General features: G+C 42.7%; 9 protein-coding genes. 3 read left to right on the top strand and 6 right to left on the bottom strand.

Features of this window, described 5'->3' with window-relative positions:
• From FET73_RS12420 to FET73_RS12410, 3 genes are read right to left on the bottom strand one after another with little or no spacing between them, the layout of a single operon-like run.
• On the bottom strand, window positions 1-477 hold the full coding sequence (locus tag FET73_RS12420; RefSeq protein ID WP_154224287.1) for a Smg family protein: 477 nt from the start codon (window positions 475-477) through the stop codon (window positions 1-3).
• A gap of 28 nt (window positions 478-505) precedes the next feature.
• Complete coding sequence (dprA, locus tag FET73_RS12415; RefSeq protein ID WP_154224286.1) at window positions 506-1639, bottom strand: DNA-processing protein DprA; 1134 nt, start codon at window positions 1637-1639, stop codon at window positions 506-508.
• 6 nt (window positions 1640-1645) lie between these two features.
• Complete coding sequence (locus tag FET73_RS12410) at window positions 1646-2851, bottom strand: LysM peptidoglycan-binding domain-containing protein (protein WP_154224285.1); 1206 nt, start codon at window positions 2849-2851, stop codon at window positions 1646-1648.
• A gap of 173 nt (window positions 2852-3024) precedes the next feature.
• Between FET73_RS12410 and def the strand changes: the two genes are divergently transcribed.
• Window positions 3025-3510: a peptide deformylase gene (gene def, locus FET73_RS12405; RefSeq protein ID WP_154224284.1), complete on the top strand. Its 486-nt coding sequence runs from the start codon at window positions 3025-3027 to the stop codon at window positions 3508-3510.
• A gap of 1 nt (window position 3511) precedes the next feature.
• On the opposite strand, the gene yoaA is transcribed toward def, so the two are convergent.
• From yoaA to FET73_RS12390, 3 genes are read right to left on the bottom strand one after another with little or no spacing between them, the layout of a single operon-like run.
• The gene (yoaA, locus tag FET73_RS12400) at window positions 3512-5437 is read right to left on the bottom strand and encodes a DNA repair helicase YoaA (RefSeq protein ID WP_154224283.1); all 1926 of its coding nucleotides are present in this window, start codon (window positions 5435-5437) and stop codon (window positions 3512-3514) included.
• A complete protein-coding gene (locus FET73_RS12395) occupies window positions 5437-5913 on the bottom strand; it encodes a tetratricopeptide repeat protein (protein ID WP_154224282.1) in 477 nt (158 codons plus the stop codon). Before FET73_RS12395 ends, yoaA begins: the two co-directional genes overlap by 1 nt.
• 45 nt (window positions 5914-5958) lie before the next feature.
• Window positions 5959-8034 (bottom strand): transglycosylase domain-containing protein, encoded by a 2076-nt coding sequence (locus tag FET73_RS12390; RefSeq protein WP_154224281.1) that lies wholly within the window; start codon window positions 8032-8034, stop codon window positions 5959-5961.
• Between the two features lie 79 nt (window positions 8035-8113).
• Between FET73_RS12390 and FET73_RS12385 the strand changes: the two genes are divergently transcribed.
• Together FET73_RS12385 and FET73_RS12380 are read left to right on the top strand one after the other, a co-directional pair.
• The gene (locus FET73_RS12385; protein WP_179952270.1) at window positions 8114-8869 is read left to right on the top strand and encodes a DUF4412 domain-containing protein; all 756 of its coding nucleotides are present in this window, start codon (window positions 8114-8116) and stop codon (window positions 8867-8869) included.
• 75 nt (window positions 8870-8944) lie between these two features.
• A complete protein-coding gene (locus FET73_RS12380; protein ID WP_154224279.1) occupies window positions 8945-13264 on the top strand; it encodes a glycosyltransferase in 4320 nt (1439 codons plus the stop codon).
• Window positions 13265-13381: the final 117 nt, after the last annotated feature.

Genomic DNA, 13381 nt, shown 5'->3' with positions numbered 1-13381 from the left:
TTAATGTTCATGATCAACCGGCGGATCAAACATCAAACTTTCCATAGATGCAAAGGCTTGTTCCTGCTCTGGTTGAGTAAATAAAATAATCAAAGCGAGCCATTGTAAATCATCGACATCAATATTGTCAGCATTTAGATGCAGCAAACTATTGATAAGTAATTCTCTGGTATGAGGGGTTAAAATGCCTGAGCCCTCTAAATAAGTGATGAAATCTATGCATTCATCATCTAATTTTTCGCTTTCTAATCCTTGGTAAATTCGAATGGCATCATTGCTTTGTGGCTTTAGTTGCGCTTGGTTTTCACCTAAAGCAGTCAGCCAGTCAAAAGCTTCGTCAATGGTTGGTTTGGCGAAACCGGCTTCTTCTAAGCCATGGTATATGTGGTTCAATGTGTTTTGTTCTTTTAAATTCACATGTTCAGACATGTAATTTTCAAACAAATACACCAGAACATCGATGATGTTTTCATTCATGGGCTTGATTATAAGGTTAAGTGGGTGTTTATTTCACGCGTTGATACTGAGAACCGGCAGATTTTGTTATCCAATCTGATAATTCCAGTAACATCAAGTCGGAATTCAGTGCAGCGACACTCATGTCTGTGGCTGCTGCCAAATCATCAAAACTGATGGGGTCATACCCCATGGTTTGTAATACTAACTGCTGACTTTCTGGCAATGCGCAGATGGGGTCTGCTGCTTTTTTTTCAAGGTTTTCGTTGGGTTGTTGCTGTAATTGCTCGCGAATTTGTTCACTTAACATGGTCACATTGGTCGTCAGTTCTTCGGCGATGTCCTGTGCTGATTCGACTAATTTGGCACCTTGTTTAATCAAAGCATGGCAGCCTTTGCTGTGTGGATTGTGAATGGATCCGGGTATCGCCATGACGGGGCGGTTTTGCTCCATAGACAGTCTTGCTGTGATTAATGTACCGCTTTTTATTGCCGCTTCCACCACCAGAGTTCCCAAGGACAGGCCTGCGATTATCCTGTTTCTGCGGGGAAAATTGTGTGCGTGAGGTGGTGTGTTAAAAGGCAGTTCAGAAACCACTGCACCAGCTTGAACGATGGCTTTGGCCAAATTTTGATTGGATTTTGGATAAATTTGATTGATGCCAGTGCCCATTACGGCAATGGTTTGACCTTGTGCATCTAAGGCAGCTTGGTGCGCCGTGGCATCAATGCCAGCAGCCAGACCACTGGTTATAACAAACCCTTTTTGTGATAAATCTTGGCAAAAGGCTTGGGTGTTATTTAACCCTCCTTGGGTGGCATTTCTGGAGCCGACCACTGCCAGTTGAGGTAAAAGCAATACCTCTGGTTGGCCTTTGACGAACAACAGCAACGGAGGTTCATCAATCTGTCTTAGCTGTGGGGGATAAAGCGGGTCATTGAGCGGTAGGATGTGATTGTGTGGTTTTTCTAACCAAGACAGCTCTGCTTGGATGTCATCAGCACTGGCATTTTGTAAATAGCGAACAGCCGACGTGGGAATCTGACATGTTTTTGGAAATGTTTTTTGTTTTATTGCTGTTTTTGCATCGCCAAACTCTTGAAGTAAGTTGGTGGCTTTTTTAATTCCCAAGCCTGGTGCGTGTAATAGGTGCAACCAGGCTTGGATTTCAGATTCATTCACTCAGTTTTAAGGAAGTCTCACGTAATCGAACAGTTTCACAGGGCGATTACCTTCTGTGATGATGGCATAACTGATGTTATCAAAGGCTTTGAAAATCATCACATGACCAACCAACTCAGCAGGCAATGTGACATTGGCCTTCGATGGTTTAAATAAAGTTTTTAAATCATTTTTAGGGTGCATCACTTCATCGCGAATGACTTTTTCTGGACGGTAAACAGCGAATACATCACCGACTTTTACATCTTGTTGTGCACCACGGCTGATGGCAACAACTTGTCTTTTACCCGATCCAAATAAGGCATTGTTTAATGCCACAACACGGATGTTTTCAGAGTTGTTTGTTGCGGCTTTTGGCATGAAATAAGGGTCAAAATTGAAATCATCTAAAGGCAAAACTAAATCACCTGTGCTGACTTCTTGAGTGGTGTTAACCAGTTCCATGGTGGTGATGTCACTTGTACCAACACGGGTCACTTCTGCCACACCAATTTCTGCCACTTCGTAACCTAATGTAACGACACTTTCCCAATAGGTGCGGTCAATATAATTTTTCCAAAAGCGACTCATTACAGCGTCAGTCGTGTAGTCAGATGATTTTTTCCAAGCAATAGACTCAGTTTCTGAGTATTTAGAGGTTTCCCAAGGATAGTCTGTAGGTACTTCACGGTATATTACAGTCGGACGAACCACGGCAAAACGATCACCTTGGCGCGCATTTTTCAAGTTTCTGACATAAATGGCATGGTCTGTCACAGATACGTTTCTGTCTTCCTCAGCAGCCACAACATATGCAGCCAAATCGATGTCTGCTTTGTTTAAAATGCGTAATTTTTTCAAAAAGGGTTCAATTTCAGCCAGCGGAATCGTTTCAATGGCTTGGTCATGATCAATCACACGAGTTTGTGGTGACATTTTTACGGTCGGATGACTGCGGTCTACTGTTAATTTGGGTTGGCCGTCTACATAAACCAAGTTAATGACATCGCCTGGATAAATCAAGTGGGGATTTTCAATTTGTGGGTTGGCATGCCAAATTTCAGGCCATAACCAAGGCGACTGCAAAAACACAGCAGAGATGTCCCAAAGGGTGTCTCCCTTTTGAACCACATAAGTATCTGGATGCGCATCAGCTAAAACCACTTCGTCAGCAGAAGCAGTGAAAACCGACCCAATGATTAACGCCATAAGTATAAGTTGTTTTTTAAACATCGTCGACAAACTCTTGATTTTCCTAAAACTTTAGTTTAGCTATTTTATGCAAAAAATAAAACAAAAAATTGGTAAACCTCACATTTTTCAACTAAAAAAGCGAAAAACTTCATTTAATTATGTACCAATAGCCCTTATATTTATCTCACTCATTATTTTTAAAAAGATTAATCATGGCTTTGTTAGACATTTTGACTCTCCCAGATACCAAGCTTAAAACCAAAGCAAAGCAAGTGACGGCTTTTGATGACCAGTTGTCTCAATTGTGTGATGACATGTTGGAAACCATGTATGCTGCACCTGGCATTGGATTGGCTGCGACACAAGTTGATGTTCATCAGCAAGTGGTGGTGATGGACATATCTGAAGACAGTGATGAGCCAATGGTCTTTATTAACCCAGAAATTACCGCTTCTGAAGGGACACAAACTTATGAAGAGGGCTGTTTATCAGTGCCAGGGATTTACGCCAAAGTCAAAAGGGCCAACAGTGTGAGCTTGAGGTACCAAGACATCAAAGGAAATAACCATGAATTAGAAGCGGATGGATTGTTGGCTGTTTGTATACAGCATGAAATCGATCACCTAAAAGGCATCGTGTTTTTAGATCATTTATCGACCTTGAAACGCAAAATGGCAATGAAAAAACTGCTCGGTTAACTCAGACGGTTGAGTGTTTAAAAAAATTAATCGCATCACCTAACTCATGAGTGGTTTGAAAAGGGGGTAGAGACTTTAGAAACTGTTTGCCATAAGGTTTGGTTTTGATGCGTTTGTCGCAAATCACCAAAACACCACGATCCGTTTCGCCACGAATCAAGCGACCAACACCTTGCTTTAAAGCAATGATGGCCTTAGGGATTTGGTGTTCAACGAAAGCATTGCCCCCGTTTTGATTGATGTGGTCAATCTTAGCCTTTAACACTGGGTCATTGGGATGAGCAAAGGGTAATTTATCAATGATGACACAGCTCAGACTGGCACCCGATACATCAACGCCTTCCCAAAAACTGGCAGCCCCAAGCAGTAATCCATTTCCAGCTTCACGAAAATTGTCTAATAATTCATTACGATTACCTTGGCCTTGCACGAACAATGGCCTTTGGGTTTTGTGCTGAAAAAATTGAGCGGCCATTTGCAAAGCACGGTGCGATGTGAATAAAAAGAACACCCCGCCCTTGGCGGCTTCTATCACCGGCAAAACATAACTGAACATGGCATTGTTATAGCGGGGGTCATTGGGTTCGGGTAAGTGTTGGGGTAATAACATCAATGCTTGGTTTTGATAATCAAAAGGACTTTCTAGGGCCATGGTTTCGGCCGGAGAAAATCCTGTTTGGTGCTGATAATGACCAAATTTTTGATTGACGGTGAGTGTTGCTGAAGTCAAAACCCAAGCTGTTTCCATGCCGCTGCGGATTTGACTCAAGGGTTTGGCGACATCAATGGGTGACTTGTTGAGCGCAAAGTAGCGCTCTCTTAAATCATACCAATACACACTGTCTGGATCTGACTGATTCATGGCGTCGTTGAGTAAATCTCCCAACCCACACAATCGGGTATAAAGTTGTTGTAATGCGGGGCTGGTAGTTACCAATGGTTCCAAAGCCATGACCAATTGTGTGTGTTGATGCAACCACAAATCAAAGGCATCTTCGATGGCCTTGATGTCAAATAACTGCGATATAGCTCCTTTAGACTCACGAACTTGTGTGAGTGACAGCATCACATCTTGGGTGGCATGCTTTAATGCTTCATGTTGTTTACTGATGGTGGCAAAGCCACCAGTGATGTCGCCAGACTCTGTGGCCAAGTCCGATAATAAGTCAGTTATTTGGCGAGAGGTAAATGCCTCAGAGAAAAAGCGGCCTGCAATTTCTGGAACCTGATGTGATTCATCTAACACCATCAGATCGCTGTCGGGTAAAAGTTCTCCAAAACCACCTTGTTTGATGGCCATGTCAGCGAACAGCAGGTGGTGATTGATGACTAATAAATCGGCTTCTTGCGCCCGGCGCCTGGCCTTATAAACAAAACAATCTCCATGGTAACTGCATTCAGTGCCAAGGCAATTTTCAGCAGTGGAAGTGATGTGAGGTATCAGTTGTCTTCTGCTGTCTAACCAATCACTGAGCTCAGAGATCTCGCCACTTTGGGTTCGGTGCTCCCAAGATTGAATGGTTTTGAACAAAGCCTTATTTTCTGGGTAGCGACTGAGCGGTAGGAAACTGGCTTTGTGATACCGGTCAAGACATAAATAGTTGTTTCGGCCTTTGAGTAAACGGACTTTGGGTTTGATGTCCAACAATTCTAAAATTTTAGGTATGTCTTTGGTGAATAATTGATCTTGAAGTGTTTTTGTTCCCGTTGAAACTATGGTTTTCTTACCTGAAAGTAATGCGGGAATTAAATAAGCAAAGGTTTTACCCGTACCGGTACCCGCTTCAGCTATCAGAATGTCTTTATTGCTGATGCAATCGGCAATCGCTTCAGCCAAAGCCAGCTGCTGTGGTCGGGCTTTGAATTGAGGCAGTTTTTGACTGAAAACACCGCCTTCCCCCAATACATTTTCAATGGTTAACCCCATCAATACCTCGGTTGTGCTTTTTGCACACAAAGCGCGATGGACTCAAGTGCTTGCGCTTGTTTATCAACTAAGCCTAACATTTCAGCTGATAAAGACACGACTCGCCGGGCCCGCTGACACAGTTGACCATATTGCGGTCCATGTTTTACCACTTTTTCAGACCATTGCATCGCTTCTTGATAATCACCTTCGGCCAAATGCATTTCAGCCAAATGTTGTTGTACTAAAGGAGAATTAGGCGCAATCCTCAGCGCCCTTTGAAGGGTTGAAATGGCTTGCTCGAATGCGGCTTGTACTTTGAACTGCTCAGCTTGCTCAACCAAGGACCACACGGCATCAGGCAACATCGGTTTGACGTCAATGACAGATCCATGTTGATCAGACGGGTTTCTGACCGCTTCGTCAACATTGGGCTTGGTGTTTTGACAAGCAGATAGCATGATGGCTAAAACCAATAAAACGGCCAATTTTTTCATGTGATATAGGTGGGTATCAAAGGACGATATCTTAACCCATTTGCTTTATAAATTCTTAAACAAATGAGACCACAAAACCAAGGCGCCTGAACTGCCTGAATAAGGGGTGGCTTTGTTGTCATCTCGACCCACCCAAACAGTGGCAAGGTAACGATCATCAAACCCAGAAAACCAGCTGTCTTTGCCCTTGTTTGTGGTACCTGTTTTACCAAAATAATAGCCAGGAAGCGCATACTTGTTGGTGATTTTTTGGGCACTTCCATGGGTGGTTATTTGGTGCAGTGCATCATTGATGCTGTTGATGCTGTTGAGCGCGATGGCATGACTGGATGTGGATTTGCTGCGACTGAGTAACTGGTTGTTAATGTTACTGACAAAGCGAATCGCATTGATTTTTTGAACTTGGCCTTGAGAAGAAAAAATGGTGTAAAGGTGTTGAACATCAAAAGGCGTTAACTCAATGGCCCCTAAAAATAAAGACGGGTGTTGTGCCCGGTTGATGTTCAAGCCCAAACGCTCAAGGAATGAAACCAAATTATTTAAGCCCAGTTTTAATCCTAAATATACTGTGGCCTGATTTCTTGAGTCTACCAATGCTTCTCTGGCCGAAATTTCGCCTCTGCTTTGTTGGTCCCAGTTTTTAGGTTGCCAAGGGTCGCTGCCTTGGGTGTTAATGCTGAGTGCCTTGTCTTCTAATACCGCATTTAAATCAAAATCAGGCAGTTTTTCGAGCGCTGCAAGGAACAAGAATGGCTTAATCAGTGAACCTATTTGACGCCTAGACAATAGGGCTCGGTTAAATTGTGAGTGAGCAGATTGTGAACCTGTAAGGGCCAAAAGTGCACCAGTCTTGGCATCACTGATGACCAAAGCGGCTTCCATGTTAGCATTTAACCATTGTCTGGTCCGGCGTGCTGTTTGACTGCTAACGTATTGAACATAAGGGTCAAGGTTAGTGAAGATTTTCAAACCATCTTGTTTTAACTGCTCATCAGAAAATTGGTCTTTAAGTTGCCGTTTGACGACGCCCATGTAGTCATCATAATCTGTTTTTAAACGGCGGTGTTGTGACAGGCCAAGCGGTTGTTCCTTGGCTTTTGCCCAGCTGGCTTGGGTGATGATGCCGGTTTCATGCCAAACCTTCAAGACCACATTTCTGCGTTTGAGGGCTCGAGATGGGTTTCTGATGGGGTTGTACCAAGAAGGTCCTTTGATGATGCCAACCAAAACAGCTTGTTCGTGAATGGCAAGCCGCTCAACGGGTTTAGCAAAATAAAAGCTGGCCGCTTCTACGACACCGTGAATGGCCACTTTACCATCTTGGCCAAAATATATTTCATTGAGGTACATTTGCAAAATGTCTTTTTTGCTTAACTTGGTTTCTATTAATGTGGCGGCCAATGCTTCATGTAATTTACGTAACCAACTTTGCTGGTCATATTCCAGTTTGTTTTTTACCAATTGTTGGGTGATGGTGCTGCCACCTTGGACAATTTTTCCAGCCATGATATTTTTAACCATGGCACGAGAAATACCCCACCAGTCAACACCATTGTGGTGTTTAAATTCCCTGTCTTCAACGGCCTGAATGCCTTGTACCAAGGTGGAAGGCATGTGTTCTAAAGACATTGGATGCCGATTTTCAAAAGCACTGGAAAAAAAGTGCCCCATGACTTTGGGTTCCAATCTGATGATTTGATGAGAAATCTGGTTGATGGCTTTATTGTTGATGGTCAATTTGATGCGCTGTGGTTTTTGTGTGCCATCTGGAAAGTTAAATCCCTTGCTATAAATGTCAAAGCTGTTGTTGTAAGCTTGATATTGACCTAATTGTGGTGTGCCACTGACTTCTTGATAGCCCAGGGTTTCTAACTCGAAAGTTAAGGCCTTGGGCGTGATCTGTTGTCCCTTATACAGTTCCAATGGTCGCGCATAAACCACAGAAGGTACGTCCCAAGTTTCATGGATGATGCTGTTGGTGACATGCTGAATATAAAAATACCAGGGCACAAACAAGCCCAGCCCAAGACCCAAACAAAATAACATCGGCTTATAGAGCAAGGGCAACAACTTTCGATTTGATTTTTTCTTTTTCTTAGGCAATGATGTGCAGTGGTTCACATTTCAAAACATGGCATATTAACACGGTATTTATCTTATGCCTGTTAAACTGTACGCAATTTTTTACGAGGTAACAATTATGATTAAGCAGGGCTTATTATTGACAGGGGCATTGATGGTAACAGCTGTATCTGCAGATACGACTTTGGTCTATAACAATGGAAAAGGTATTGAATCATCAGTCATGCACTTGAGTGATGGAGTGATGAAAGTCATCAGCAATGAAGGTGGTCAACAATCAGAAGTGATTTACCATGCTGGCCAAGGCAGTTTTACTGTGGTGATGCACGATGAAAAAAAATACATGACTTTTGGGCCGAAAGAAATTGAGCAGTTGAGTGACATTTCAGCCATGGTTGATAAAATGTTAGATAAGCAGTTGGCAAACATGCCAGAATCTCAACGCGCACAGGCCCGTGTAATGATGGAAGGGATGATTAAAAATCAAATGCCCAAACAAGCACCTGTTCCTGAATACAACAAAACATCTGAGTCACGAACAATCAACGGCTACAGTTGTGATGTGGTAGAAAAGACATCAAAAGGCAAAAGTACAGATGATTTCTGTGTTTCAGACTATGGCGACTTAGGGGTTTCATCAGAAGAATATGCTGCTATCAAGGCGATGATGAAAGTGGCAGAAAAAATGGCGTCGCAATTTGGTGTTGATACCAGCATGAACTTCGAGCAAATCGGCGAAGTACTGCCTGTTCAATATGATATGAATGGTGTTAAAGCCAGCCTGGTTAATGTGTCACATGATGATTTGGGCAAGCAAATGTTTCAAGTGCCCGCAGGATATGAGAAGCAAAGCATCCCAAGCATGGGAATGTAAGTTTTCACCATAAATTATTAAACTCAGCTGATAAGCCTGCACCCAGAGTGTGGGCTTTTTTGGTAGAATGCGCTGATGAAAAATAACGTGCTCACGATTTATTATAACAGCCCAGCAGTGACAGCAGCACAAGGCGTGTGTTTGTTGGCAGGTGAATACCATGTGGCTGATAAAACATTAACCCCTGCATTGTTGGTAAAATTGTTGCCTCAGTTACCTGAAGATGCAGCTTTCATCGTGACTGACGCACAAGTTGTTCATCCTCCGTTTTGGCAAAAGCGCATAGGCCAAGCGGCAGATTTGCCTGAACATGTGACCGTTTGTTCGGCATTGAGTACCGAATATTTTGAGTTGTCACCTTTAACTGCCGAACAAAAGTTTAAAGGTGGGGTGCAGGCATTAGATCAATTATTATACCTGAGGTTAACACCCAGTTATTTTCCAACCAGTGAGCTTAACACGGCTTGTTTTTGGGTTCGAGACAAGCACGCATTGAGTCAAATATTTGCTGAAACGACTGGCCGTCATGCATTGAATAACTGTTTGGTGCAGGCTGAAGCCGTTGAATTGTGTTTGCAAGAAGCCCGAGATTATGGTGATCAACGTCCTTTGCCGTCTCATCCCTTGGCTTTGTTTCATGTTGAAGTTGATTGTGAATCAAGTTTCGAAGCGTCAGAGGCTTATCCGCTATTAGATGACAAGCCGGTTGTTTTGCACATTAATATGGACTGGGGTGGCGGCGTTCATAAATGGATCAATGACTATATAGACTGCTATCCAGCCTACCATCACTTTGTATTGAGCAGCTGTGGTGAGCTTTACCGTCAGCAACATGGAGAACAGTATCAACTGTTGTGGCAAGGCACCAATGGCACAGAGGTGGCACGTTTTCAAATGAATCGTCCCATACGTGCCACCAAAGTTTCTGACGCTGAGTATCAAAACATCTTGGATCAGTTGATAAAACGTTGGCAAGTCAATGGTTTGGTGGTTTCTACGCTGATTGGTCATGCCATGGATTGTTTGGATACTGGTTTGCCCACATTGCGGGTTTTGCATGATTATTTTCCGCACTGGCCTTTGCTGAATGCACAGCTTGACGCTAATGAAATTGATGAAAAGATGTGCTTTCAAGCTTTGAAGCAAACAGAGAGGGAGCCGTTTGGTCTAATTTCTGAGTTGGAGTGGAAAGCTTGGCAGCAAGCAGAAAACAGGTTAATTAAACAAGATCATGTGGTTTTGGCAGCCCCCAGTAAATCGGTAAAAGAAAACATTTTAAAACTGAATGAATCTGACGGTTTTGAAAAAACGATCATATTGCCCCATGGAATTAAAACAATAAAACCCATTGAGTACGCAGTTGAAGCGGAGCCATTTACAGTCTTGGTTCTGGGGCGCATCAACCCACCCAAAGGACAAGGCTTGTTAGATGCCTGCTTGCTTCATTTCGAAGGCCGTGACGACATCAAGTTTGTTTTTATAGGTGCCGGAAACGAAGGAAAAAAATATTTGCCTAACCCCATGGTTTCAGTGGTCATGGATTATGAAGCAAACGAATTACCAAAGCTGTTACAAAAAGCCAGTCCTCAATTGGCACTTATTACTTCATTGGCTTCAGAAACATTCAACTACACGTTGAGCGAACTGCAGTCAGCAGCAGTTCCTGTTTTATCGACAATGAATGGCTCCTTAAAAGCACGCATTACAGAGGGTGAAACAGGATTTTTAAGTGATGATTCATCTCCTGCTTTTGTGGCTAAAATTGATGAGTTAATGAAAGACAGAAGTAAGTTACAGCATGTGCACAAGCAGTTGAAATCGTTGAAACCTTTAAATTTAAATTCAGCCATGCAAGCCTATAACACAGTGTTTAAAGTTAAGGTCAGTCAGCGTGATTCCATACCAAGGGCTCTTAATCAACCTCACATCTGGTCTCAGCGTTTGCAAGCAAAAGTGCAACAAACCAAAGTGATGGAAGCTCAGCTTTTGTCTTTGGAGCAGGATGTCGCTGATAAAGTCGCTTGGGCTTCATCATTGAGTGAGCAAATAAAGCATTTAGAGCACAACATACAGTTGAGCAGAGCAGAAGAAAAGTATTTGAAATCAGAAATTGAAGCACATAAGCTTGATATAAAGGTGAAAGAAAATCAAAACAAGGAATTGCTCAAGCAAAACACTGGCATATCTGAACAGTTGTCAAAATCTCAGGTTGCTGTAGACAAATTAAACCAAGAGTTAAGTGCTGTCTACCAAAGTCGATCTTGGCAAGTAACTCGTCCCATGAGGCGTTTTACGACATGGGCTAGACACAAGCGCAATGCGATTAAGTTCAGAGGTAAACAAATTAAATCGTGGCCCAAGCGAGGCATCAACAGTTTCAAAACAAGGGGATTGTCTGCCACCATTAAAATCATCATTGGAAAATTTAAAAAAACCAAAAAGCCTTCGCTCTCAGTGAAAGCCAAGCAGCCAAGTAAAGTTTACAAACCATTCAAGTTAAAATTGCCAGAGGCACCTCAAGTCAGTGTGATTGTACCGGTGTACAACCATTTTGAGCACACATACCATTGTTTAAAATCATTACAACAATTGGCAGACAAAACCACTTTTGAAGTGATTGTTGTAGATGATTGCTCTACTGATGAAACTGAAAAGTTAATCAAAAAAATATCAGGCATTCGTTACCAAAGACAATCAGAAAATGGTGGATTCATAGAGTCATGTAATACCGGTGCCAAAATGGCCAAGGGTGAGTTCTTGTTGTTTTTGAACAATGACACAGAAGTGCATACCAATGGGGTTGACGCATTGGTTCAGACGTTTGTTGACAAACCAGATGCTGGATTGGTGGGCAGTCAATTAATCTATCCAGATGGTCGATTACAAGAGTCCGGGGGCATTGTGTTTTCAGATGCTTCTGGGTGGAATTATGGCCGTTTGGATGATGTGAATAAACCTTGCTATCAACATTTGCGTGAAGTCAGCTATTGCAGTGGTGCCAGTATTTTAATCAGAGCGGCTTTGTTTGAACAGTTAGGTTGCTTCGATGAACGTTACAAGCCGGCCTATTATGAAGACACAGACTTGGCTTTTGCGGTCCGTGATGCTGGGCTGAAAGTGTATGTTCAGCCTGCCAGTCGTGTGACCCATTTTGAAGGTATATCTTCAGGTACTGACCTCACCTCGGGCATGAAAAAATACCAAGTGATCAACCAAGATAAGTTTTTGGATAAGTGGCAAGATGCTTTACAAAAACAACCAGCCTCTGGTTCTGATATCGAATTGGCACGTTTTCAAAACCAACCCAAAAGGGTGTTGATTTTTGATGCCTGTACGCCGACGCCAGATCAGGACTCGGGGTCATTGCGCATGTTGAATTTAATGAAAATTTTTCAACAATTGGGCTATCAGGTCAGTTTCATTCCAGAAAATATGGCGCATTTTGAAAATTATACCGCGTCGTTACAACACATCGGAATTGAGTGTATTTATGGTCCCACTTTTTCTAACCCTGTTGATTATTTGTCACAAATGGGTCGGTATTTTGATGTTGTATTATTGAGTCGTTATTATGTTGCAGCACCGGTTATGGGTATGATTCGTGACTACTGTCCTAATGCACAATTGTTGTTTGATACGGTAGATTTACACTATCTGCGTGAGCAACGAATGGCTGAAGTATCAGGTGATAAAAAGCAATTGGCTGCGGCAGCAGACACCAAAGAAAAAGAACTTGCTGTAGCAAAACGGTGCGACAGCACTTTGGTGGTGAGTCCATACGAGCAAACCGTCTTGGCAGAGGAAGTACCTGCCTTAGATGTCCAAATACTGTCAAACATTCATGAGGTTTATGGTTGTCTAAAACCCTTTGGTGCGCGAAAAGATTTGGTGTTTATTGGTGGCTATCAACACACACCCAATGTGGATGGCATTTTGTGGTTTATCGATGCGATATGGCCAAACATTAAAGCGGCAATTCCCGAAATTCAATTACACATAGTGGGTTCAAAAGCGCCGCAAGAGGTTGAGGACTTGGGAAAAATGCCTGGCGTGGTTTTTCATGGTTTTGTTGAAGACATTGAGCCTGTGATGTCAGATTACCGCATTGCGGTGGCCCCGTTACGCTTTGGTGCAGGCGTTAAAGGCAAGGTTAATATGTCCATGAGTTACGGTCAACCTGTGGTAGGCACTGCGGTCGCTGTAGAAGGTATGTACACCCGCCATGGTGTGGATGTCATGATGTCAGATGATGCCCAAATTTTTGCTGAACATGTGATCAAGCTGTATCAAGATGAAGCCCTGTGGAATCAAGTTTCAAAAGGTGGTTTGGCGAATGTTGAACAATGGTTTTCATTCAATGCAGCCAAAGAGCAAATCCAAAATATCATTAAATAATCTGTGAGAGGATTGGCATTTGATTAAAAAGTCAATTGCTTAGGGTGTTTTTATTAGCTACAATCTAAAGTATTGAATGTCTTATTTGCGGCTGTTTAGCTGCTCTTTTTGTGGCGA

Source organism: Marinicella rhabdoformis, from assembly GCF_009671245.1.
Lineage (GTDB): Bacteria > Pseudomonadota > Gammaproteobacteria > Xanthomonadales > Marinicellaceae > Marinicella > Marinicella rhabdoformis.
The sequence above is the reverse complement of the archived record's forward strand: the minus strand, read 5'-3'. Positions and strand labels throughout refer to the sequence as shown.

What these genes read in the sequence shown, in the direction of transcription:
- yoaA (WP_154224283.1), bottom strand. Translation starts at nt 5,437, where the DNA reads ATGGGGTTAACCATTGAAAATGTATTGGGGGAAGGCGGTGTTTTCAGT.
- FET73_RS12395 (WP_154224282.1), bottom strand. Translation starts at nt 5,913, where the DNA reads ATGAAAAAATTGGCCGTTTTATTGGTTTTAGCCATCATGCTATCTGCT.
- FET73_RS12420 (WP_154224287.1), bottom strand. Translation starts at nt 477, where the DNA reads ATGAATGAAAACATCATCGATGTTCTGGTGTATTTGTTTGAAAATTAC.
- FET73_RS12380 (WP_154224279.1), top strand. Translation starts at nt 8,945, where the DNA reads ATGAAAAATAACGTGCTCACGATTTATTATAACAGCCCAGCAGTGACA.
- FET73_RS12410 (WP_154224285.1), bottom strand. Translation starts at nt 2,851, where the DNA reads ATGTTTAAAAAACAACTTATACTTATGGCGTTAATCATTGGGTCGGTT.
- def (WP_154224284.1), top strand. Translation starts at nt 3,025, where the DNA reads ATGGCTTTGTTAGACATTTTGACTCTCCCAGATACCAAGCTTAAAACC.
- FET73_RS12385 (WP_179952270.1), top strand. Translation starts at nt 8,114, where the DNA reads ATGATTAAGCAGGGCTTATTATTGACAGGGGCATTGATGGTAACAGCT.